We start from the raw sequence: 22,553 nt of genomic DNA, 5'->3' as shown, positions 1-22,553 counted from the left end.
GCTTACCCCCTCACAAAATGTTGATATTGTTTTTCTGAGACGGCTTCGGCAATTTGTCGTCCGTCTAACTCAACCGTAATCAGATTTTTAAGCGTATAACTTTGATTATCTAATATCCGCTTAAGTGTCTCTGACAACGTTTGCCCCATTGATTGTACTTCGCTTGCTAAATCAAATTTTTCAGCTTGATTACTTCGAGTTACTTGTTGTAAAGGATTACCAGCTTGGCGCATATCAATGTTTTTTAGCCCTTGATATATCTTTTCAACATTCGCCATTTGCTTAGTTGGCACACTTTGCTGTACCGAATTATCAGTATGACTAATTTGTTGTGTTCGCACCGCGTGTTGTAAAGGATTCCCTGCTTGATGCATATCAATATTTTTTAATCCCTGGTAAGGCGTATCAGTCGTGGTATTTCGCCATTGCTCAATCCGGTTTGCATTACGATTAATTCTTGCTTGATAGTCTGCTTCACTGAGTGTGCCTTGCTTCACACGTTCTACTGCAACTTCATTATCTAACGCCATTGCCGCACCACCATACGCTAATGCCATCGCATTTTGTGTTTTTTGTGCTTGTTGGGTGGTTGTCAGCTTTGGCGGTTGATAACCAGCCCAATAATCGGTTTTTGCGGCTGTTTGCTGGGTGACGGCTTGATAAAATTGCTTTTTACTGTCAGCTTGTTGCTCATCTTTGGCTTCTTTTTGCGCAAAATAACTTGGCGCATTGTCAGCAGCTATCGCCAATCCGGTAAGTGTTAATGCCGGTACACTGACCAATCCTCTGGCTTTTGAGAGTAACCCCGTACCAGCACGTGTGATAGCATTGCCGGTTGTAGTGGCTGCAGCCGTTCCCACAGTGGTCGTTGTACGACCCAAAACACTACCCAATCCACCGCCTTTACCTTTTAGTAAATCCAAAACTGCTAAAGAGCCAGCAGCAGCAAAGGCAGCAGACCCCAGAATTTTGATACTCTCGGCTGCTCCAACTAACGCATTCGTTAACCCCGGATAAGCTGACGCATAATCTGCTAATTTTTGAGCCACATCTCCTGTAAAATCTGTTGTATTCTTAAACGCCTCATATTTGCTCATTTCCGCTGCATTTGAGGCAATTTCAAATTTTGTCGCGGCTTGATTGAGGATTAATTGCCCATCTATTGCTGTTCCACCTTTTGCGGTAAGATAGCTATCATCAATATTTTTCGCAGTTTGTGTTTGTGAGCGGATACCATATAACCCCATCCAAGCCTGTTGGTCTGGCACTAGTTCACCAATTTTCGACCCTTCAACATAGCCTGCAATACGCTCCAAAGCTGCTTTTTTCGCATCTTTATCCTTTGCCTTATCAACGGCTTGTTTTAATTTTTGATACTCTTTATCGTTAGCTAAGACCTGATCAACAATCGACAAAAAGGCTTCAACGGTATTTTGCCCTGACGCCATGTAATTTTTCATCGACCCAATTAAATCAATCCCTTTCTTCTTACCATCTTTTGGATCAACATACTCAATTTTTTCAGCCCGATTAATAGTATCTTGCGAGTTGAGCTTCTTTAAAAAGTTAATCGTATTTGTTGCAGTTTCTGCACTACCGCCAGAAACGTTATAGACTTGTTGTAAGTATTTAAAAATTTCTTTTGCACCGTCCATACCTTCAATCCCAGCCCCTTTTGCTGCAGAAAAAATTTGCGGTGCATATTGCGCCATGTCTCGTAACTCAAACCCACCTGCTTTACCTGATGCGTTAGCATAATCAATAAAATCTTGGATTTGTTCTGGATTAATACCATAGTTAAGTCCAGCATTAACAAGTTGTGCAATATCTAAGCTACTTGCTCCCGTTGCCATAGCATTTTGTTGTACAGTAGGTAATAACTTTAAAGCATCATCTACGCTCACTTTGCCTTTAGACACTATCTCATTCAATGCTTCCATGGCAGTTTCTTTTGTACCACCGTATTTCAGGCTATCTTTAATCGCTGCGTGGATATTATCCATCCCTTGTTGCCGTCCAGTAATATCACGGTCGGCATAAGCCGTATTAGCAAGATAGGCTAATTCACGTTGATAATCAGCTGTATCTTTTATCGGGCGCGCTGCCATACTTACACCCACAGCTAGACCAGCCCCAACGCCCATTACTGTACGTCCCACAGCCCCCATCTTTTGCCCAAACGAGGTTTTACCCATTTCGGCATTTAATTCAGCAATTTTGCGGCGATGTGCTTCAGTGGCTCTGGCAAGCTCACGACTTGACATCACGCCACTATTACGTAATCGGTTATAAGATTCTCGCGTACGGTTGATTTCAGCTTGTATCGCCCGTTCTGAGCGTAATCCATATGACTCCATCGTGCGGTAGGCTTGCTTGCGTTGGTTATAGCTTTGCTCAAATGTCCTCGCCGCTTTAAGATAGCCGTCTTCCATTTTTTTGCCCGACTTCACGGTCTGCTGTTCGGTGGCTTTGGTCGTTTTTGCTACATTATCACCGACCGTCTTGACGACTTTACTGGCGTTATCTTGTGCGGTAATCTCAATGCCGAGCTTCATATTTGCCATTTTTTAAACCCTTTTTAAACGTCGTTTAAATCCTATAAAAAAAGGGCTTACGCCCTCTTTTTACGTTGAATAATGTAATGTGTTGTATTGCCGTTTTGCGTTGCTGGTTTAATCCCTTGACTTTCCAAATAAACAGCTAACCAACTTTGCGCTTCAATCGCACTCATTTGTGCCACTTGTGCTGCTGTAAAGCCCATTTTTGCAAGTAACACCGTGATAAGTTGATAATTTTTTACTGCATCACGTAACACATAGCGTCGCTTTAATCGTCGCTGTTGCTCGCTTGGTTTGCCCCAGCGTCGATACGCTTTTTTCGCATTTCGGCAATTTTTTCATTAATCAACACATAATCATCTGTACTGAGTGCATTAAATAAAAACTCTGGGGTTAAAACATCGCGAGGGATACCCTCAATCGTCATTTGTTGTGCAAGATAAGCTAGCTCAACAAGGCGTTGTTGTTGATAGCTGAGCGTCTCAATATCATGCAAGCCTAAATTTTCGATAACCTCCATCGCTTGGCATTCTCCCGCTAATGTTAGCGGGAAGACATCAAAGTGATAATGCACGTGGTTCTGATAAGTAATACCAAGTAATAACTTTTTCATTACTCTTTGACCTCATCTAACGCGGACATCTTAATATCAATAACTTCTTCGTTATCTACGGTGTATTTTTCGCCAACTTCAGTGACAAAACACTCTACATAAGAAGTACGTTGATCATTGTGACCAAGTGGATACACTGTGACTTTAGCGTTATCGATTGCCCACCAATCAATATCAAGGGTATCATCTAATGGATTCACCGCAGTCAATGATAACTCCCATGTTGCAATCCCTTGCGCATACCCTCTCGCTCGCCCTTTTGAATTCATCGCTTTAACTAGTTTACGTCCCGGATTTTTCGTGACCGAGAGCTCTACAATTTCAATTTCTTTGCCGTCCACTTCAAGGACAGCACTACCAGCATACTTTTCCATGTCTCACCTCGCTTATAGGATTAAGTCAATACGGTTCGCTACTACGTGTAATCCGTTGACTACATCAGACGGAATTGCCGTATCTAAGCGATTTGGATCTTGTATATTACGTTGTACTAACAGCTTGTCTTTGTTTTTCTGGACGTTTTCTACCACTTCCAGCTCTTCGAGCAAACGCAACACATCCAAAATTTCAGAACGTACTGCCATTTCGGTTCGCTTCAAAAGTTTCTCGCGTGGGAAACGCAAGCGAATCCGTTGTTGAATGGACTTACGCACATAATCAAGCGAGCGAATCGTGGTTAAATCCAGATACGCAATATCATCTTCACCAGTCGGATTACGCATATACGTGGTTAACGCACGCATAATTTGCACGGTGTGATTAACCACCGTAATTGGGGTTAAACCGTGGAACAATGCTTGATTAACTTCAGTTAATAACGGGGTTTGCGTCGCATCGACTTCCGTTAAGCCTAAAATTTCCAGCGTATTAAGTGGGCGTGCTGGGTCTTCTTCTTTCGCAATGATAGCCGCATAGCCTGCTGCAATCAGTGCGTTAGCTTCAATCGACCCTTTATACCATCCCACCGTGATACGTTCACTATTGAGTTTTTCAGTAAACGTGGTTCCCGCCGCCATCGTACCGCGCCAGCCCATCACACCAATACCCGGTTTATCCTCCGTCGGTGATGACACACTGACTAAATGCTCTTTGAGTGCTTTGGCATTTTTGTCATCGGTAAACGGTGAGACAATAATCTGATAATGCGTCCCTGCGATACTTGCTAACGCAGGTGCCAGTTCGGCATTGGTTGCTCCACTATCAAAGGCAGTGGAGGTAATCGTTAAGCCCTCTGCGGTTACTTGAGTCGCTAATGTCAATTCATTACCGATTTCTCCCTTACATTTTGCGGTCAATGTCAGCACTTTTTCATTGAGCGTTGCCTTTACTGGACAGTCTGTTGTGCTGTTAATCACTGCCATTAATCGATTTGCTACGGCAACCTCAGTTTCGGTTTTATCCGCTCGGACTTGATAATCCACACCACCAATTTTAGCGGTTACCACGCCCGTCATCGTGACTGTTCCCGCAAACGTTAATGTTGCAGTTGCTGCCACACCTGCACTGTGGTCTTTTAACCCCATCACAGATAAGTTAAGGAGATTGTTATTACGGATTGCAATGCGTGCCATTAAATGTGCCCAGCTACCTGCACCAAATAACGCTTCAGCCTCTTTGTCCGAGTAAATACGCTGTGGCAACGTAAAATTGGTGACACTCTCAGTCGTCATTGGTGCAATAATTAACACTTCTGACTCGTTTGTCGGGAGCGTTGTTACAGCATTACGTGAGTTATATTCCGTATAAACACCCGGTTTACGTAATGATGTCGGGATATTGTCAAATTCGATTTTAGCCATTTGTCACCTCTTTACGTGTTGTGCGAGTGGTTTCCGCCACCACAATTAAATCGCCATCAGCAATACGACGTTGGTAGTAGAGCGTTGCCTCAATTTCGACCGGCTCTTGCTCAATGTAGCTAAATGGACTATTTTCTTTTGGCACTTTAATGCCATTTTTGGCTTTTACTTTCATTCTTTCGTCTCCGTTTTAATATCAAACCCTGTTGTTGCTTCTGGGTCAGTAATCACGCCAGTAATCCGTTCCAGATAATGCGGTGGCGTTAATTCGCCGTTATACGCATTAAACAAGTAATCCGGGTGTGTCGGGTCATCAGTCGGTGTGGGATATTCGCCATCTTCAAGTGGCGGTTGAATTGAGTAACAAACCTCAAATTCGACGGCGTATGCCGTTAATCGCTCTTTTTGCAATTCCAAGTGGTTAAAGAGCGTCCGCACCGCAACCGGCTTTATCGGCTCAACTAAATTATCCAGCGTTTGATTTGTGAGTAATCGCAACACCGCATAAACCAGTTGATTTGCGCCGACCTCAAATTTCGCCACTCCACCTTGCCGTGCGGCTTGATTACTGCGTAATGACCGCACCATCACAATCGCAACAAACGTATCTGTACTTTTATGACGATGTCCGCGAGCGGAGACACTAGCACGCTTAATCCGTGAGCCACCATACGTCACTAACACAGCCGGTAAACGACGAACATCAATCGTGGCATCGTCTAACTCACCGTGATAGCTATCTACTCGATAAATCAATTTCCCCAACCCACGCACTAGCCGATTAATTAATGCTTGCTCAATTTGAGTTATCACGACTAAATATCCTGTTACCTGGATTACTAAAGATGACACCAACGCTGTCTTCCGCCTGAGTCTCGTTAGAGGCAATCCCAAGTGAGATTTTACCGCTCGCAATTTGCTCTAACTCTTTAAGTGAGAGCTTATAACGCTCGATAATCTCGTCGGTTGTCGTTACCTCAGACATACTGACCAAACGATAACGAGCAATATCACAGCAAATGCGAACTAAGTTATCTGGGATACTAGCCAGCGGTAGGGTATAGCGCCCAAGTAAGTAGCCATCCATCTGACTACTGCTATCAGACAACGCAATAGCAAGCACTTGCTGGTTAATCTCACCCGTACGGTCACGGTCGGTTAATTCAATCGCTTGCTGTTCACCAATGCGTAAGACAAAGTCATCTGCTGTGGCATACATCGTCATTACCCGATATATCTTGTTTCAAGCCAAACATCTTGTTCAAGCGCAAAGACATCTTCGCCACTCAAGTCCTTTAACTCAATCACAACAGGCGTATCTTTGTTAAACCGACGCCCAATGCGTCCGTAACTCTCTTGCGGATGATTTGCACGTAGCAACACTTCGATGGCAACTGGCTCAAAGACATTGCTATTGATAGCATCTTGCCCATCTTTTTCGATCTCTTTTGTTGAGGCATTATCCACCGTATTTTCTTCGGTTTGATTGATATCCTCTTGCATTACTTCATCGTTGACGGCATCAGGTGTTTTGTTGGTTCGTTTTGCCATTTTTCACTCCTTATTCAATGATGTACGGGGAGACCATCACGTCTAAGCGTCCTTTAAGCACGTTTGTAGTACCGTTAATGACATCCGCTTTGCAAATGTCTAATGCCGCCTTTTCAAGGCTTGGCGGGACAACTAATGTGGTTGGACGCACATTGATAAACGTACCGCCGTCTGCTTTGAGCGTGGTCATTTTAGTCAGGATAGCCATCACATTTTCTGCGGTAAGGTTGAGCTGTTTGGCTTTGTGAGCAAGCTGCCAAAAGCCAAAACCGACATTACAACGGTAACGCACACCCCAAAGATAGACGTCCTCCATAAAGACTGTGTCAGACTTAGACGGGTCAAACTTTCCCTCAAATTCAGGTTTGGTACGCTCCTGGAAGATAAATGGTTTAATCACGTTATTGGTATCAAACACATACCACGATTTCGCACCAGTATCAGACCCTGTGGTGATATTGCTTTGTGCGGTACCTGGATTAGTGCCGTCCACATCTTGGTAATACGGGTGGTCGGTATCAAAATAGTTTTGTCCGTCGTAGCACAAGGTACTTTCACCAGCCAGCAACAACTTAAACAACAAGCTGTCTGGAAGTTCACCTGCGGACTGTCCGGCTTGTGCCATCATGTTACGAAATAGTCCAAGCTGGTCATCTTCAATCGCCTCGCGTGGCACACCAACCGTTGCTTCATATTTTTTGTTTTCAAGCGTCATACCGACGGCTGACATATTTTTGATGGTACGTTTACCGACCCACTCAATCAGTTGCGGAAACGCACGCATAAAGCCGTACGTATTAGTTGCCGTATTTGACGGCACGGTCATCGCCAATTTTGTGTATTGCGGTGCAATATGGGCAATCCCTTTACTAAATTCCGCACGAAATTGGGTATCTAAACTTTTTAAAATTTCCGATTTTTTAAACTCGATAGCCATAGCTTATGCTCCTAATTCTTTATTTTTGATAAACTCTTCTTCGGTCAATCCCAGCATTTTAGCGACACACTTATCTTCAGCAGACAGTGCGACTTTTTGCCCATTTGGATCCCCTTTAGCTTGTTTTTCCCCGAGATTATGTTTTGGGGCAACCGACAAATAATCGGATAAGGCTTGTAGATTGACTTTACCGAGTTTCACTGCCCACTCTTTTTGTGCCGGGAGTAATGTCCCCTCTGATAATGCCACCTCGACCATTTTTTCGACTTTATCGGTCACAACACTTTCTTTAAGCTGGCGTAATTCATCTTGTACGGCTTTCATTTCAGACAGTGCGACATACTTGGTTGGGTCTGGTTCTTGTGCAGATAACGCCACTGCTTTTTGTTGTTGTGTTGCCAATTCGCTATAAACAGCACTCAGAGCAATCCCTGCTTTCGTTTTTTCGGCAGATAATGCCGTTAATTTTTCTTTGATGACTTCTTCGGAGGCATCAGGTAAATCAAATAATGCTTGCAATAATTTCAGCATTGGTTTGTCCTCTTGTTGATGTTGGTAAAGTTGAGATGTGGCAATCGCTTCGTGCAATTCGTGTAGTGCGGGACGATTTGTTAGTGCCGCATTAATCACGTCTAACACTTTGCCGTTGTCGTCGGTGTAAAAATAAGGTGAGATGTAGCGGTATTCTTTGTCTTTAATTTGTGCAGAGGCTTTGTCTGTCCACTCGACATCGGCAAACAAGCCTTCGCCAGAAATATATTCTGCATGAGCAATCCAACCCGCCGCGGGATTTCCCCGTCCGTTTTGTGCAATAAATAAGGTTTGGTGCTCGTAATCAATCATCATCTTGACGGTAGATTGATTAATCTTATCCGCTAACGCATAACCGTTTGTGTCATCTACATACCAGCCCCCTTTACCCTCTGGACGACCATCAGACGGATAAAACCGCCCAAACGGAAATAACTGGATACGTCCGTTAGGCTGTTTAATCTCGCTACAAACAATGGCAGTTAATTTCATGAATGCAATCCTCCTGTTGAGGATTACAGGATAACGTTGATAAAAAAATGCTCGTGCTGCACGATTTCAGCACTTGATTTTTTTCTGGGATTTGGATGCGTAAAGAAATACGCAGTGAGAGTGTTTTTAAATCTTTTTAAATCGCTTTTAAAACGTTTTAAAAAATTTTGCACGATAAATTGTACCTAAAAAAGCAAAAACGCCAACACGGGCGTTTTATCGGGTATTAAATCAATTTTTGAAAATAGGATTGAATATCCTGTATCATTTCGTTTTTGTCGTCTTCTGTTAAAAGCATAAATGGACGTGCGGGAATCGTGACGTGTTTTTTCTGTACCCACTTATCACCCACTTTAAATTTAAGGTACTTCGCCCGTTTTGCGCTAATCGTGCCACCAAAATGATGTAATGCCGCATAAGGGAGGTTCGTACCGACCATGGCATAATCATTATCCCAGGTTTGTTGGATACTGTTACGCAACTCTCCGCTATCAATTAACGGTTTACCTTGCCTTGCTTTTAGCCCCAACCATTTTGGACGACCACCTGCTGCAAAATTGCGATCAACGGCGGTCTTCATTGTCCCTGCAAGCTGTCGCATTAACGGAGCTTTATAAACAATCCCATCTTTTAATTGTGACAGCTGATTGATTAATTGTTCTAGGTCGTTGACTTCTATTTTAATCATAGTAATATCCTAAACGTGGCTAGAAAAGCGATGAATCTCGAGGATCGCGGACGAACGACTGAAAGAGTGTCGGGGATTGTGTGCAGTGGGTTCGAGCCCTGCCTAGCCACAAACTATTCAAATACTTTTTTCCATTGCTTCTCACTTACCTGTCTAAATGATTGCAAAAATATTTCATTAGTCTTTCTTAAGACCTTGATCACTATTACCATTTTCTTACCATTCACATTGTGATAAAAACGATAATTATCTTGTATATTATCCTCCACCACTTTTGTCGGCTGATATAAAATATCAGGCAATATAGCATAATCATCTGCTGTAAATGCTTGGCTTTCCCGGTTCACAATCTGCTTTATTAAGCTATCATCAGATAACCACACCGTTTTTAATGGTGTTTGCATTATCTCTTGTGTCGTTTCACTTAACACGCCTGCAGCAAACTTATATTCTTTGCGTAAGAGATTTCGGACTTCAACTAGCTTATTACTTTTATCTGTTCCAGTTAATTTCGCTAATTGTGCGAGATAAGGCGTTAATTCACGTTGTAGTTGTTGATAATCTAATTTAAAACTCTCACCACTCATTTCACGCTTGGCAAATTGATGCGCAAGTTGTTCAGGATAACGGTCTAAATTAGGTTTATACACACTACGTCCCGCATGATAATCAAAGCCTTTATCCGCAATAAAGACACGATCCCCCACTTTTACACCTGTTGTGCGATAGTCCGTTTTTTCATTGATGTACTCTTCAAGCTCAGCGGTTTCAACCGTGATATTTTCTTTGTCAACTTGGCGTTGACTGAGTGCAATCACACTACAACGGCAATTAAAGCCGTTTGGCGGGTAAAATGTCCGCCAAAACGGATCATCATACCGATAGACTTTACCGTTTAACGCTGCATGACTTGGACGCGTGCGACTATCGCCGACAGCAGAATATTGCCAATAAGGGCGATGCAAAGCATTATCACGTTGTTGTTGATACCGCTGTGCAGAATACGCAGCTTGAACATTCGTGCGATAAATCGTATTCAGTCGCCACGGTGTCCCAAAAACTTCCCCCGTTTTCGGATCTGCAATTAATGTTTTTTGCTTGCGCCCGACTTTTTCAGTATGTAACCAGCCTTTTTTATCAAGATGCGCTAATAAACCTTTGCGCCATTCGCCAAAGGCTTTTCCCTCTGCTTTGGCGTCTATCAACGATTGATAAATATCTTGCATCATCTCAAGACTGGTTAAATTAGCAATCTTAGCTGCTCGTCCTCTCGCACTTAACTGCAACTCGTCAATATCCACACCATTTAAATACAGTCGTTTTTGCTTTAAAAACTCTATTGCTTTTTCGGGGGCAAGATTAAACGCAAAACTAACGTCCGACACTGTGTGCTCCTAGTAATTCTGACAAAAAAATTGCTTTAGTCAGATAGTCTTGATGCTGTTGGGTATTTAAAGTCGGGTAGCGTTGTGCCAGTACTTCAAACGCCGCCTCATAACTCTCAACAGTTTGCAATATACCGACAACTTGTTTGACCATCGGATCAAGTTGTGCGTTAAAATCAACATTTGCTAGTGCTTTATCGAGCTCACTATCCAATACTTGTTGCTCATTATCTACCGCAGACAATGCTATTCCTTGTTGACAGCCACAAGGACACCCCGCAGGGTGAGTTGATAATGCCGTTTTTTCCGCTTTTAAATCAGGTTTAAAATCCGTTTTAACGGCGTTTAAAATTGCTTCGTCCTCTTCTGCGTCGGGGATACCGAGCTTATCACGCACCCATTGTTCGGGGATTTTTACCCCAACTCCCACTAATTTTGGCAACGCTTCGGCATATTTTGTTAAATCTTCGACTTCTTTAGTATCAAACTCAAAATAAGGAATCCGCATCGGGTCGATAGTTGGATTAATGTTAATTTGGATATACGGCAAGATAATCTGTTGCGTAATCGTTTGAGCCAACTGTTTTGCATCAGACACTAACAAATCACGTCGTACTTCGTTATGCACTTGCCCCAAGGCATTAGTGCTGGTTTTACCATCCGCTCCTGATGTTAAAGTTTGTCCTAAAATTAAACGGGCAATCGACTTTTCGCACCAGTCCACCATTTGCAAGAAAGGATTGTTCCCTTGGCTTACCCCATTAGCGACATTATGCAATTCGACGGTCATCGACTCGGGCATAATCCCCGCGGCATTATGTCCAATTTGGGCTAATGCTCGCAGTAAGGTGCGTTTTTCCGCTTCGGTTGCCCCCGCACCATATTTCCCAATTCGGATAGGCATACCGTACAGCTCCAAAAACTCGGCAAAGTCGTGGACGGAGTAATGCTTAAACATATAAAGCCACGCGAGCGTGCGGTAAAGCCCCACACGAGCTAATTGGGTCGAGCGTGATTTATGGGTATGCACCACCCATTTATACGGTTGTAACGGCTCTCCCTCATAATTCTCCTGCGTTTTAAGTAACAGATTGTCGTCTTTATCGAGCTTAAACCACGATTGCGGGCGGTGGATAAAGCGTTTCGGTAACCATTTGCCATTGACAAATTGCCAGTCAATTTCAAGTGCAACAAAACCATGTCCCACCGCATCCATTAAATCCATCACCAAATCTTCAAAGTTGGTCATCTGGTAAAAGAGTTCGTCAATCTCTTGCTGTAACGCTTCTTCTTGCGGTGTGGCGTTACGTGGCTCAGCAATATGCCAGTCAAACGTGAGTACCGCACGTTTACGCGTAGCAATATTCGCCGCAATATCACTATCCCGTTCTTCAATATCAGCAAAGAGTTCGTGTTGTTCTTTTAATTCGCCACTTTCTGCCGACTCAAAGATGGACTGCATTTTACTTGGCGTGATTTTATGACTCGGATGGTCTGCAATAATGCGTCCTGTTTCTGTAACGCGTGCCGTTTGTAATGCGGTATCTAATTTTTTTTGTTGCTGTAATCTTAACTGTTGTCGCTGTTTATTCTTTTTCTTTGCCATAATTAACTCCGCCAAATACTGTATAAATCCTCATCGCTATCATCAAAATCAGTTTCAATACCACTCTCGGCAAGGCTTTGCCACTCAATCAACGCACTGTTGTTCACCGCATTGCGCCACAGCATCTCTAGCGCGTCCGGGCCGTCATCGTGGTCGGCTTTTGGAAAGTGACGCAATTGTGATATCAAGGTAGACTGACTGTGATGTAGCAAGATCAAACCGTTTGCAATATGCGGTTGCAGACTCTCAATACGTAGCATTTTGTCGGTATTAGGCTTAACCGCCGTTGCCGGTACAGGGCAGTGTCGCTGCGCTGAGCGTTTGACGAGTTCATCTTTAAAAAATTCCTGAAATTGCACCGTTTCGACAAACCAGCGTTTGCATTGATACTGTTGTTGTAACCTAATCACATCCTCAATCATCAAATCAGGTAAGCGTTTTTTGACTTGTGCCTCAACTACATACAATTTACCGGTTGGACGATGATAACCACCGACTAAAATTGCGGACGGGTCACGACTTGCTCCGGCTTTACCCATTGATGGGTCAAGTGAGCCATAAAAAATCAAGTCATCAGGCAACGCTGTCCAATATTGGATACTATTTGCAAATATCGCGTCATCACTGCTGATTGGGTCATTTTGATATTCGCTATCAAACGTGCTGTGTCCGTCTCTGGCACGGATTTTCATTAGCGTAAGCAGTGGACGAGCTTCCCACGAGATTTCCGAGCCAGCATCCATCTCCGTTTTATTTGCAAGATAAAACGCATCGGCAACCGCTTCACCCTCATTAAGATAAAAGGCTTCCCACTTATCCCACAACGCCATATTGTCTGGCAGGCTAATTAATGCTTTAAATTTGGCGGTATGCCACGCTTTACTCGCAAGCGTACGATTCAGCACACTGTCGTAGTGCAAGATGGTGCCGATGTAAACAATATCTAATTTACCGTCGGCAGAGCCAAGTGGTAATACGGTCTTTTTCAACCAGTTGTGCAATTTATCCCGTTGATCAGGACTGCGGACTTGTTCGTCATTTTCGATATCATCCAGCACCACTAAATCTGGACGATACGCCCCATGGCGTAAGCCCCGTAATTTTTTGCCCGACCCTGCGACTTGTACTTTTTGGTTTGCATTAGTAATAATGGTTGCCGCTTGCCAAACCCGTCCTTGCCCTGCCACTTCGGGAAAATCAATGCGTAAGCGTTGGTTAAATGCCAACTCGACCTTAATCGCTTCAAGCATGGGGTAGGCTTGGTCGATACTGTCCATCACAATCAAACAGTATTTTTTCTGTTGAGTAATTAAGCAGTACAACGTAAAGAGTTGTGACACTAAAGTGGATTTTGCTTCGCCACGCGGTGCGGCAATCGCATCTAAGCAGCTTTTTGGTTGCTGTAAGATTTGCGGTAAACGGGCAAATAAATAGCGGTGGAGCAGTGATTTTGAGGCAGAACGCACATAATGCGGAAAATAGTGGCTCACAAAATAATCATAGCCCTGTTCTTTATCCAATACCTTAGCCCGCCGTTCTGCGACAGCTTTCGGATTATCATCCCAGCCGTCAAATGAGGCTTCGAGTTTCTGGCGTAAACTATCGGCATAGGCGGCAAGCTCTTTGATAAAATCTTTGCTTTTCATTTGTTGCCGTCCAATAATACTGCTAACAATACCCACCACCCCCATGCACCGCCATCACGGGCAGAGAGGCAAGCGAAAATTACACACACAAACGTACAGAGGGTCATTACTTAAACTCCTTATTTAGCGTTTGCCCAAAGGCATCTAGCAACTCAACAAATTCGCTTAATAGTTGTGGTTTGTTGGTTTGGATAAACTCACCCAACAATTCAACCGTTTTAAGTGCAACGGCTAACTCAGAAACCTCAGGTAAAATACGCTTACTGGCGGCGGTCATTTTAGTAAAGCTGTCGCCTAAGCCACTTAATAGTTCCGCTTTTTCGGACGGCGGTAACTCAGATTGTTCTAACTCGTCCATCACTGATGAAAAATGCAACACAAAACGGGTTAGCATTCCCTTAGCGACTTCTTCAATTTTTCCACCCGCAATGGATTGGGCATCACGCACTTTATCCCAATCATCGCCCAATTCTTCAGCTTGCTTTTTCCAGCGTCGTGCTGTCGGAAAAGAGACACCTGCTTTTTCTGCAGCTTGCTCAAGCGTAAAAAAGTCAAAGACGTAATAACGACGGAGTTGTGCTTTGGTTTGTGCATCATGCGCCATTATTAGCCTCCAAATTTGGCTTTAAGTAGCTCAATCCCGACGGTTACAATCGCCCCACCTAAGCCACCGGCAACAAACGCCTTGGTGGTGACTTTACCGACTTGCATTTCTAGTGATGACAAGCGATTGTCGATATTATCGACGCGTTCGCCGATGCGGTCGATTTTGCGGTTTGCCTCTTTACTTAAATCCAGTAGTTCGTCTAATTTCTCGTTAGTATTTTGTTGAGCGAGTCGTTTTTGTGTACGTGCTGACATTATTTATCCACCTTTTTATCCAATTTATGATTCATCGCTTTAAGTTCATCCCTGATTTCTGCCAAAATACTATCCGTGTGTGTAGACTGCACTTTCGCTAACTCTTTGGTCTGATATTGATTGCGGATATCTTTGCACTCACTTTTTAGCTCTTTGAGTTCCTCTTTGACCGAGCGTAACCAAAAGCCAACAAAGGTTACAGCAATCGACACCATGCCGTTAAAGACCCATTCGCCACTAATTTGCAGATCCATTTTGCCCTCCACACACACGCTCGTAGGTTAAATTATGGTTAAGCACTTGGCGTTTGGTGTCGTCGGTGTCTTTACGACTCGGATAAATCAATCCAAACGAGGTGCAACCACTAATCCTCACGGAAGTAACCTTTTGACTGCAACTGCTCATCAACCCCATGAGCAGTAAGGCGACGATTAGCTTGCTCAATCTTTTTACGTTGTTCTGCATTGTCTAATTCCTCCGCAATCGCTTTCGCTTCGGCTTGTACTTGTTCGATCTGTTTTGCTTGTTCTGCGATTTTTTTACCCTGCCAACGCGCGTGTAAATAACCGACAACAAAGGCAAGCAGTGCTGCACCTAATAAATAGACTTGCCACATTATTCCTCTCCTTTGCGTTTAATCGCATTCGCAAACCCTTTAGTTGCAACGCCCCCGCCACAAAAAATTGCAAAGGTCATAAAGAGTTCTGGTGTATAGCTGCGGTCAAGATAGACGCAATAAGTCAGCACACCCGCCATCAACAATGCCCCAAAAAATTGGATAAAAGCTGTTGTTGAGAGGCGACCATTGTCGTTAGTGATTAAATCGCTTAATTGCATATCAATCTCCTAAAAATAATTTGTGCTTTTGTTAGCCCGTCATTATGCGCTTGACTTTGTATAGCTAATTTACTTTGTTGACCGATAAACCCTGGTCCATGCACTTTAATTCGTTTTAATTTTGACTTTAATTTTTTAGCTTGCTTGTTCATCTTTACTCCGTTTATCACGCCATAACACATAGCGGTATTTAATTTGGTCGCCAATGCATGCACCGATTGCCTCGCCAACTTTAAAACAGCAGCCGATAATTAGGGTGGTAGCAATAATGGTTATTGCACTCATTTTTTCTCCTTATTCATTAAACAAATGGTCTGTGTTAATCACTTCACCGCTATCTAGCCACTCCCACACATCAAAACATGGACAATCCTTGAGCCACTCATTTGATGTGATTTTGCCGTCGTGATTTAAATCTGGAGAGAGGTCCCGGTGTCCGCAGATTTTTGCACGTGGGAATTTCGCTTCTAATTCTCGTAATAGCTTGTGTAATGCTTGCCACTGCTTAGCGGTATAGCGACCAAAATTTTTACCATCAATGCTAATACCCCCAACAAGACAAATTCCGATTGAGCCAGCGTTATGTCCTTTAACGTGAGCGCCAATTTCACCGACTTGGCGACCAGTTTCGACCGTGCCGTCGGTATCAATCACAAAGTGATAACCGATGTGAGGGAGATGAGGATTAAAGATAGGGGGATTTGCGCGACGCTTAAATCCGCGTTTAGCGTGCCAGCCGTCAATGACTTGTGCGGAGGTGTGTGTTTTTGTGCGTAATAGTTTGCCGTTTTGTGTTGCGCTGCAATGCACAACAATTTTTGTGATTGGAAAAGACATAAAAAATACCTCAAACTATGATTAAGTAGAGGTATTTTCTAAAAAAAAGGGGAATTAAAACTGGTGCAGCATTTCAGCACTAAAATAAATCTTGTTGATAGGCTTGTTGCCAGTTTTGCTTTAGGATCAGCCAACCTGTGCGGTCAGTGATATTGTACTTCGGACAGAGTTGTACCATCGCCATACGACCGCTTACCCCATTGTTAGTAAGATAGTCATATTCGGCTTTAAATTGGAGATTACGCAATAGTCGTAACGCTACTTCGCAACGCGGGATATACACCGACTCCGTGCGAAAAAAATCACGCATTTTTTTCGCTACATTTTCATTAATCGTTTCTTTGATTAGTTTGTAATAGTGCGATTTATCCATAAAATAGAGACGCGTCCCACCGAATTTATCAATGACTTGCTGCGTATCGGCAAATCCAAGCACATCAATCATCTCTAATACGACTTCTGGCAAACAATAACGCACATCATTTAAGGTTAGTTGGTCCATTTAATAGCCCTCCTATAATTTTGAGGGCTATTAAAACACGAGATTTTTAAAAGAGTGGAGTTTTGGAGGATACTTTTTATAAAAAATCCCGCACTAGGCGGGATTATTATTTAGTAAAGCCTAGAATACCAATCTTCAAGCGTTTTAGCTCGTCGAGATATGGTACCCGTTCCTTGCTGGTTATCTGATAAACATTGATTTTTTGGTAGATTTGCTGTTGAAAAATAATCTGCCAAAAATTGGCTTGCGTGCCCTTGCATCATTAAACCTGAATTTGATGACCAATTACGCCACTCTAGATAAACATCACTAGCACGAAATGCTGAAGAAAGTATTTGCATCCGCATCTGTACTGGAGCAATCGCCAAATTAACACCAGATTGTGTTAAATTAAAGTTAACATCAAAGAAACCAAGTATCCTTGCACTATGCGCATAATAATCGACTTGTCTTTCCGTTAAATGAAGCAAAGAGGAAGAAAGATAACCATGTTGATATTTGCATTCCACCACCGCAATTACTTTATTAAGATCGTCCGCTTGAGGGACATTAATGCTTTTTAATGGCATTTTTTCACCTTTTTGTTAATTTTTGCTTTAAAAACGAAAAACAAAAAGGTATGATTATGTGGTGTTTAGGTTACACACAAACACTTGTTTTTCGTTTTAAAGCAGGCTGTTTGTTAGGTCATCATATATTTCTGTCTGCGAAACATCGGTATATGACAACCCTTTTGATACCCCAAATAAGTATTACTTATTTGGGGTTTCCTCTATCTAGTGATTGAACAATAGAACTACCACTAGATATTGTGATCATTCTATCGCCAAAATCAAATAAGATCAATAGATTGATCGTTCATACCTATTAAACCCCTTTAAAACTTCCACAGTGCGTCATAGTGAGCAAAAAACTGTTTTTTTGAGTCGGGATCCGTCCAAAGAAAAAGTGTCTTAAAAACGCTAAAAACTACGTTATTTTTTGCATAAAAAATGAGTAATGAGTGGTAAATAATAGGAAATAATAGGAAATATGAATAAAAAGTGAAAAAATATGGATGTTTTATGAATTTGTATGCAAAAAAAATCCCAGCTTTTATACTGGGGTTTCATACGCATTATGTTCTAATCTTAAGTTAATGCTCGCAATTTTCCTTAAGTAGCTCTTTTACTTTTGCATACTGTTCTTCATTTTTTGCATCAAGAAAAAAGTTTTTAGCTACACTTAAAGATAAACAAGCTTCTTTCATATCTCCATATTTTTTTGCTAATTCAAATGCTTCTAATTTATCTTGTCCTAATTTATTATTCATTTCATTAGTTGCATTAGCCAATGTTTCACTATCAATGATTGGATTCGCTTCTTCAATTTGGACATAATATTGATTGTTTTCATATGGAGAAATTGAATACAAAACTTCTAACTTATTGTACATTGGCGTTTGTAACATTGCATAACAAGTACGAACGTCTTTCTGATTATCATCAGGAACTTCTTTAATTGATGATATACCTTTCATTGTTAGATCTATCCCTGTCTCTTTTGTTCTATTCGCTAATATTTCTGATAACGTATCATTTACTTCATCACATTTAGGCAAATCTGTTCCAAATAAACTTGCATTTGAGAATGATGTAATTGTAAACAATATTAATAACAATTTATTTCTCACTTTTTCCTCCATAAAAAAACCTCATTCATAACGAATGAGGTTTACCTTATAAAGTTTTACTTATTTTGTCGAGCTTAATATTGTTAGCATCTGATCCACATCACAATTTAATTTAAAGGCTAATGCCCCAATTAGGCAAGCAAGCTGAGTTAAACTAATTTGATCTGCGGTATTATCCACGATTTCGAGCAGATGTTGTAAGCTCTTTAAACCCTCTGCCACTTGGCGAATATCCTCAATTTTGTCGTATTGATTAATATTGTTCATCATTGCCCCCTTATACTAATAAACTTAACTGTTTTGTGGTGTATTGATTGCCATTTTTGGCATCAAAAAAGCCGAGTTTAATCATTTGGGTAATTAATCGTTTCACTTGATGGACGCTTAATTCGAGTAATGTTGCTATTTCAGCGGTATTTAAGCCCATTTCCCGATAACGTTGTAACGCTTTTGCCTTTGGGTGAATCCTTAAAAAGGCAGTTTTTGCCTGTTCAGCAAGGCGATAGGCATGGTTCGGGTTTTGGCGGAGAAAGGTGGGAATACTAATAAGTTGTTGCTTCGCTTCGGCTAATTCTGCGGTTAATTGGGGAATTAAGGCACGCATTTTATTGTCGTCATCAATAAATTGTTGACGGATTTTATAGCCAATTTCGCTATGCTCCATTAGGCAGAGGTGTTTGGCAGTGTCGATAGTAAGGTGGTAGTCTTTGACTTCTGTTTTAAAAAATCCACGATTACTCAAATTTGAGCATTCGATAAAATCAAGGTTTTCACGAAAATAACCATTTAATAAACGGCGACTAATCCAAATATCAAAACGAGTTTTCACTCGTAAAACTTTATGGAGATCACGAACATTAATTAGTTGAACAGTTTGATTATTGATTGTGCCAGTGAAGGCTTTGATAGGTAAGTTTGTCATTTTACGTTTCCTTTTCGAGGGTAATCGCTAACTTATTGATTTTCTCGAATGTTCAAATTTGATCATTCGGTAAGTTAGGCGGTCGGGAGCCGAAAAGTTGCGTAAAATCAACTGGATTTATTCCCCTTGCGAGTGTTGTATTCACCACACTCCCGACCATTGTTTAGATTTTTTTTCATTTTCCTACCGCACTTTTAGGTATTCCGACGCTCGGGGCGTGCTGATACTCAAATTGTGGATAAAAAAATACCACGAAATAACGGTTGTGGCGTCCGTTTTACGTTAGCTTTTCGAGCTTGATCGCAAAATAAACTTTTTTTGGTTTTGCGTCAAGCTGAAAAAGCATTTTCTGCAAAATGTGTTGTTATTTTTGTTCTCTTATCACCGCTCTAACAGCTGAGAAAGAGCGGTTAAGCTGTCTAGCAATATGGCGATAGTGGTAGCCTTGTTGGCTTAGTTGAGCAATTTTTTGTTTTTCTTCTAAACTTAATGGTTTAGGAGCAGAACGAGTTGTTTTATGCTGATTCTGTTCTAAGCACTGAATTTTATATTTTAGCAAGTCAATATATTCATCTTTATTTATCTGAATATCATTTTTTACTGATATGGGCTGTCGTTTGCTATCCAAAAAGGCTTGATTGACTTGGAGCTGAAAACGAGGGCTTATCCAACCTGCATAGCTAATCGCCAGCAATTCGTGGGCGTAGGTACCTCGGTTTATACCGCCATTAATCACTTGTAAAGGGGCAGTTCTCAGATCTGAGAACTGGGATATTTCGGCAATTAATTCTTGGGTGCTTTGTAAACGTAACCAGTTATCTGGTTTTTTCGCACTGCCTTGACCACTTAATTGATGCAAGGTGTTTAAACTGATGCGTCCGTGTTCGTCTAAGCTAATAGTGTGGTTGTTTAAGGTGAGTTGGTTGGTCATGGTTGTTCTCCAGCGTTGTTTGATATTAAGTCTTAATACATGTCTTTTATTTTTTCCGTTGTTTCCGATATTGATAGACTGCTAACATTTGCATCACTTTTTGCAATTCCCGGTCATCACAAAACTGGAGTCTTGCTTTACCAAATGATTTTTGACAAATACCGTGTACATAAGACCAGGGGAGTTTTTCTGAGGCGATAATCGCTTCAATCTTATTGATATATTGTTGGCGAGTTGGATTATTTTTACTCGCTGTTGGGCGTTTTCCATGTTTATTCGATTTCACGACAAACCCTTGCGCTTTAAACTGATCTAATACTTTGATTAATTCGCTTATATTGCAGTCTTTGCAACTTGTTTTTCCCACTGTGTTTGCTAGGATGCCTTGGTAAGTGTCGTCATCAAGCTGTAATTGTGTTTTAGCGATATGGATTTTTTGGATCAAACTGTTACGCGTTTCCATTAAGTCGCTCCTGTTCCTGTTTCCAACTTAGCCAGACATCATACCCTGCAAGATGTTCAATCGCTTGTCCGATATGATATAACCGGTCAATATACATAATGGTGTCATTGATTTTACGCTGTTCTTCTGCTTGTTTTTGTTGCTCAAGCACCTCTTTTGTTTGCATTGGTTCGCCTACGGTGCTGGCAAACTTCGGTGCAATGGTTTCGTACACTGATTTTAGGTAATTGTGATTTGTCAGCGGCGCAATATTTTGTGCGTTACGTCGTTTATTTTGCACTGCTTGTACTGTATCGCTCAGTGCTTGCGCAAGTAGCAAAGACTGCGGATATAGTGCAAACACGTCTTTGATTAATTTAACCGCTCGACTATTAGACAAGCCTGACTTCTCAGGGCGAAAAAGACTAATGTACGCGACTAATGGGCGTGCAACGTCATATTTACACTTGGCAATTAGTGCCAATAATTCTCGCCCTGCATCATCTTCTAAGAGCTGGTCTAAATGGATGTCAGAGTGGCAAATTGGACAGCGACCTAATTTCATTATTGCGCCCCCAATTTTTTCAACTCTTGTCCATTTACACCATGATGCAACTCTACTTTTTTACCTTCTTCAAAGCCAAGCCAGCGAGAGTTATCGCCTTTTTCTTTGGTATTGCCACATTCCCGCCCGCTATGAGTACCAAACGTTCTTTCTGCTTCCATTCTTTCTTTGTAAGCCGTCATTAAGTTGTTTTCTTTTTCAGAGGCAACAAATTGTTGCACATTTTTAGATACGCCCAACACCCATCCTTCACAAAATGCATCAGCTCTTGCAATTAATGTACTGCGTTTTAATCGCTTATTCTGTTTTGCGTAAAATGCTTTTCTGGCAGATTGTAGTTGACGGTATAACACATCAAAACAATATGAGGCGATAATTGGCTTTTCTTCTACGCCATAAAACACAACATGACATTGTTTTTCACCCCATTTGCTACTATTGTCATAACAATTACTTACATAGGCTTCAACACCAAATGCTTTGCGTAAAAGCCCTGCCAGCATTAGGACATATAGAGCAGTATTCATTGCAAACTTCTTTTTGTTATGTATTGATGATACTTCAACATCAACATAATCAATTTGATGTTCTGCCATTAATTTTTGCGCCATTTCCAGTGCTTTAGCTGCCTCGTGTGGATTAGTTGATTTGCTTAATGCAAGCAATTTCTTAATTTTTTTTAAAATCTTATCTGACATCTTAATTTCCTTGATTATTACTCAATAATTTCAACCTCTGAGCCGCTCTTGCTGCGGTTATCATGCCTGCATCAAGCAACTTATTAGCGTTTTTTATGTCATCATCGTTTAACAACCAAATTGACTGCTCAATCGTTGACATGGCTTCGGCAAGTTGCTCAATAATGTCTTGTTTTGTTACTTGTTTCATCGGATTTCCTCTTAAATTAAAACACTTTATAAATGCCCCTTAAACCAGGTTTAAAGGGCATTGAAAAGGGTTTTAACCTCTAGTTTCTAACCACGCTATCCATCCCAATAAGACAAAAAAAGCTAATACAATAATCATCACAAACCACACTTATTCCTCCCGCTCATTGTTTTCTGCAAATAACGCATCAAGCTCTTCAAAAATCCAGTCATAGGCGTCTTGCAAGCATCCACGCGCAATAGCTTCTTTATTTTTTTAACCTCTTTATAAAAGTCATATGCATCTTTTAA

33 protein-coding genes are annotated in these 22,553 nt (G+C 41.6%); all 33 read right to left on the bottom strand.

Annotated elements, in window-relative coordinates; genetic code table 11:
- Positions 1-2 precede the first annotated feature (2 nt).
- Complete coding sequence (locus PF272_RS05805) at positions 3-2,564, bottom strand: phage tail tape measure protein (protein WP_271142000.1); 2,562 nt, start codon at positions 2,562-2,564, stop codon at positions 3-5.
- Positions 2,565-2,611: 47 nt separating this feature from the next.
- Entirely contained in the window at positions 2,612-2,815 is a 204-nt protein-coding gene (locus tag PF272_RS05800) for a hypothetical protein (protein ID WP_271141999.1), read from the bottom strand.
- Between the two features lie 11 nt (positions 2,816-2,826).
- Entirely contained in the window at positions 2,827-3,171 is a 345-nt protein-coding gene (locus PF272_RS05795) for a hypothetical protein (protein ID WP_271141998.1), read from the bottom strand.
- Positions 3,171-3,545 (bottom strand): phage tail protein, encoded by a 375-nt coding sequence (locus PF272_RS05790; protein WP_271141997.1) that lies wholly within the window; start codon positions 3,543-3,545, stop codon positions 3,171-3,173. Before PF272_RS05790 ends, PF272_RS05795 begins: the two co-directional genes overlap by 1 nt.
- 12 nt (positions 3,546-3,557) lie before the next feature.
- The gene (locus tag PF272_RS05785) at positions 3,558-4,970 is read right to left on the bottom strand and encodes a phage tail sheath subtilisin-like domain-containing protein (protein ID WP_271141996.1); all 1,413 of its coding nucleotides are present in this window, start codon (positions 4,968-4,970) and stop codon (positions 3,558-3,560) included.
- A complete protein-coding gene (locus PF272_RS05780; protein ID WP_271141995.1) occupies positions 4,963-5,145 on the bottom strand; it encodes a DUF2635 domain-containing protein in 183 nt (60 codons plus the stop codon). Before PF272_RS05780 ends, PF272_RS05785 begins: the two co-directional genes overlap by 8 nt.
- Entirely contained in the window at positions 5,142-5,783 is a 642-nt protein-coding gene (locus PF272_RS05775; RefSeq protein WP_271141994.1) for a phage protein Gp37, read from the bottom strand. Before PF272_RS05775 ends, PF272_RS05780 begins: the two co-directional genes overlap by 4 nt.
- Positions 5,767-6,189, bottom strand: a complete 423-nt coding sequence (locus tag PF272_RS05770; protein WP_271142009.1) for a gp436 family protein — start codon at positions 6,187-6,189, stop codon at positions 5,767-5,769. The genes PF272_RS05775 and PF272_RS05770 overlap by 17 nt, the downstream gene beginning before the upstream one ends.
- A gap of 5 nt (positions 6,190-6,194) precedes the next feature.
- The gene (locus PF272_RS05765; RefSeq protein ID WP_271141993.1) at positions 6,195-6,521 is read right to left on the bottom strand and encodes a hypothetical protein; all 327 of its coding nucleotides are present in this window, start codon (positions 6,519-6,521) and stop codon (positions 6,195-6,197) included.
- Between the two features lie 10 nt (positions 6,522-6,531).
- Positions 6,532-7,458 carry a Mu-like prophage major head subunit gpT family protein gene (locus tag PF272_RS05760; protein WP_271141992.1) on the bottom strand — a complete coding sequence of 309 codons (927 nt, stop codon included), beginning with the start codon at positions 7,456-7,458 and terminating at the stop codon, positions 6,532-6,534.
- A gap of 3 nt (positions 7,459-7,461) precedes the next feature.
- The gene (locus tag PF272_RS05755; protein ID WP_271141991.1) at positions 7,462-8,481 is read right to left on the bottom strand and encodes a phage protease; all 1,020 of its coding nucleotides are present in this window, start codon (positions 8,479-8,481) and stop codon (positions 7,462-7,464) included.
- Between the two features lie 226 nt (positions 8,482-8,707).
- Complete coding sequence (locus tag PF272_RS05750) at positions 8,708-9,169, bottom strand: phage virion morphogenesis protein (RefSeq protein ID WP_271141990.1); 462 nt, start codon at positions 9,167-9,169, stop codon at positions 8,708-8,710.
- A 113-nt stretch (positions 9,170-9,282) separates the two neighbouring features.
- Positions 9,283-10,554 (bottom strand): phage minor head protein, encoded by a 1,272-nt coding sequence (locus tag PF272_RS05745; RefSeq protein WP_271141989.1) that lies wholly within the window; start codon positions 10,552-10,554, stop codon positions 9,283-9,285.
- The gene (locus PF272_RS05740; RefSeq protein WP_271141988.1) at positions 10,541-12,160 is read right to left on the bottom strand and encodes a DUF935 domain-containing protein; all 1,620 of its coding nucleotides are present in this window, start codon (positions 12,158-12,160) and stop codon (positions 10,541-10,543) included. The genes PF272_RS05745 and PF272_RS05740 overlap by 14 nt, the downstream gene beginning before the upstream one ends.
- 2 nt (positions 12,161-12,162) lie before the next feature.
- Positions 12,163-13,806 carry a phage terminase large subunit gene (gene terL, locus PF272_RS05735; protein ID WP_271142008.1) on the bottom strand — a complete coding sequence of 548 codons (1,644 nt, stop codon included), beginning with the start codon at positions 13,804-13,806 and terminating at the stop codon, positions 12,163-12,165.
- 106 nt (positions 13,807-13,912) lie between these two features.
- A complete protein-coding gene (locus PF272_RS05730; protein ID WP_271141987.1) occupies positions 13,913-14,410 on the bottom strand; it encodes a DUF1804 family protein in 498 nt (165 codons plus the stop codon).
- Positions 14,411-14,412: 2 nt separating this feature from the next.
- Complete coding sequence (locus PF272_RS05725; RefSeq protein ID WP_271141986.1) at positions 14,413-14,667, bottom strand: hypothetical protein; 255 nt, start codon at positions 14,665-14,667, stop codon at positions 14,413-14,415.
- The gene (locus PF272_RS05720; protein ID WP_271141985.1) at positions 14,667-14,921 is read right to left on the bottom strand and encodes a hypothetical protein; all 255 of its coding nucleotides are present in this window, start codon (positions 14,919-14,921) and stop codon (positions 14,667-14,669) included. Before PF272_RS05720 ends, PF272_RS05725 begins: the two co-directional genes overlap by 1 nt.
- A 110-nt stretch (positions 14,922-15,031) precedes the next feature.
- Positions 15,032-15,283, bottom strand: coding sequence for a DUF2681 domain-containing protein (locus PF272_RS05715; protein WP_271141984.1), 252 nt, complete (start codon positions 15,281-15,283; stop codon positions 15,032-15,034).
- Positions 15,283-15,504 carry a DUF2644 domain-containing protein gene (locus tag PF272_RS05710; RefSeq protein ID WP_271141983.1) on the bottom strand — a complete coding sequence of 74 codons (222 nt, stop codon included), beginning with the start codon at positions 15,502-15,504 and terminating at the stop codon, positions 15,283-15,285. The genes PF272_RS05715 and PF272_RS05710 overlap by 1 nt, the downstream gene beginning before the upstream one ends.
- Positions 15,495-15,656: a hypothetical protein gene (locus PF272_RS05705; protein WP_271141982.1), complete on the bottom strand. Its 162-nt coding sequence runs from the start codon at positions 15,654-15,656 to the stop codon at positions 15,495-15,497. The genes PF272_RS05710 and PF272_RS05705 overlap by 10 nt, the downstream gene beginning before the upstream one ends.
- Positions 15,640-15,789, bottom strand: a complete 150-nt coding sequence (locus PF272_RS05700) for a hypothetical protein (RefSeq protein WP_271141981.1) — start codon at positions 15,787-15,789, stop codon at positions 15,640-15,642. Before PF272_RS05700 ends, PF272_RS05705 begins: the two co-directional genes overlap by 17 nt.
- A gap of 9 nt (positions 15,790-15,798) precedes the next feature.
- Positions 15,799-16,341, bottom strand: coding sequence for an N-acetylmuramoyl-L-alanine amidase (locus PF272_RS05695; RefSeq protein ID WP_271141980.1), 543 nt, complete (start codon positions 16,339-16,341; stop codon positions 15,799-15,801).
- A 79-nt stretch (positions 16,342-16,420) separates the two neighbouring features.
- A complete protein-coding gene (locus PF272_RS05690) occupies positions 16,421-16,843 on the bottom strand; it encodes a Mor transcription activator family protein (protein ID WP_271141979.1) in 423 nt (140 codons plus the stop codon).
- 110 nt (positions 16,844-16,953) lie between these two features.
- Positions 16,954-17,412, bottom strand: coding sequence for a hypothetical protein (locus PF272_RS05685; RefSeq protein WP_271141978.1), 459 nt, complete (start codon positions 17,410-17,412; stop codon positions 16,954-16,956).
- Positions 17,413-17,978: 566 nt separating this feature from the next.
- Positions 17,979-18,527: a hypothetical protein gene (locus tag PF272_RS05680; protein WP_271141977.1), complete on the bottom strand. Its 549-nt coding sequence runs from the start codon at positions 18,525-18,527 to the stop codon at positions 17,979-17,981.
- Positions 18,528-18,575: 48 nt separating this feature from the next.
- Positions 18,576-18,785: a hypothetical protein gene (locus PF272_RS05675; RefSeq protein ID WP_271141976.1), complete on the bottom strand. Its 210-nt coding sequence runs from the start codon at positions 18,783-18,785 to the stop codon at positions 18,576-18,578.
- 7 nt (positions 18,786-18,792) lie between these two features.
- Entirely contained in the window at positions 18,793-19,437 is a 645-nt protein-coding gene (locus PF272_RS05670) for an antA/AntB antirepressor family protein (protein WP_271141975.1), read from the bottom strand.
- Between the two features lie 364 nt (positions 19,438-19,801).
- Positions 19,802-20,368, bottom strand: coding sequence for a KilA-N domain-containing protein (locus PF272_RS05665; protein ID WP_271141974.1), 567 nt, complete (start codon positions 20,366-20,368; stop codon positions 19,802-19,804).
- 46 nt (positions 20,369-20,414) lie between these two features.
- Positions 20,415-20,831, bottom strand: coding sequence for a gp16 family protein (locus PF272_RS05660; RefSeq protein ID WP_271141973.1), 417 nt, complete (start codon positions 20,829-20,831; stop codon positions 20,415-20,417).
- Positions 20,818-21,375 (bottom strand): hypothetical protein, encoded by a 558-nt coding sequence (locus PF272_RS05655; protein WP_271141972.1) that lies wholly within the window; start codon positions 21,373-21,375, stop codon positions 20,818-20,820. The genes PF272_RS05660 and PF272_RS05655 overlap by 14 nt, the downstream gene beginning before the upstream one ends.
- Positions 21,375-22,073 carry a DUF2786 domain-containing protein gene (locus PF272_RS05650; RefSeq protein WP_271141971.1) on the bottom strand — a complete coding sequence of 233 codons (699 nt, stop codon included), beginning with the start codon at positions 22,071-22,073 and terminating at the stop codon, positions 21,375-21,377. Before PF272_RS05650 ends, PF272_RS05655 begins: the two co-directional genes overlap by 1 nt.
- 1 nt (position 22,074) lies before the next feature.
- Positions 22,075-22,263: a hypothetical protein gene (locus tag PF272_RS05645; RefSeq protein ID WP_271141970.1), complete on the bottom strand. Its 189-nt coding sequence runs from the start codon at positions 22,261-22,263 to the stop codon at positions 22,075-22,077.
- Positions 22,264-22,553: the final 290 nt, after the last annotated feature.

The organism is Gallibacterium faecale (assembly GCF_027920745.1).
Lineage (GTDB): Bacteria > Pseudomonadota > Gammaproteobacteria > Enterobacterales > Pasteurellaceae > Gallibacterium > Gallibacterium faecale.
The sequence above is the reverse complement of the archived record's forward strand: the minus strand, read 5'-3'. Positions and strand labels throughout refer to the sequence as shown.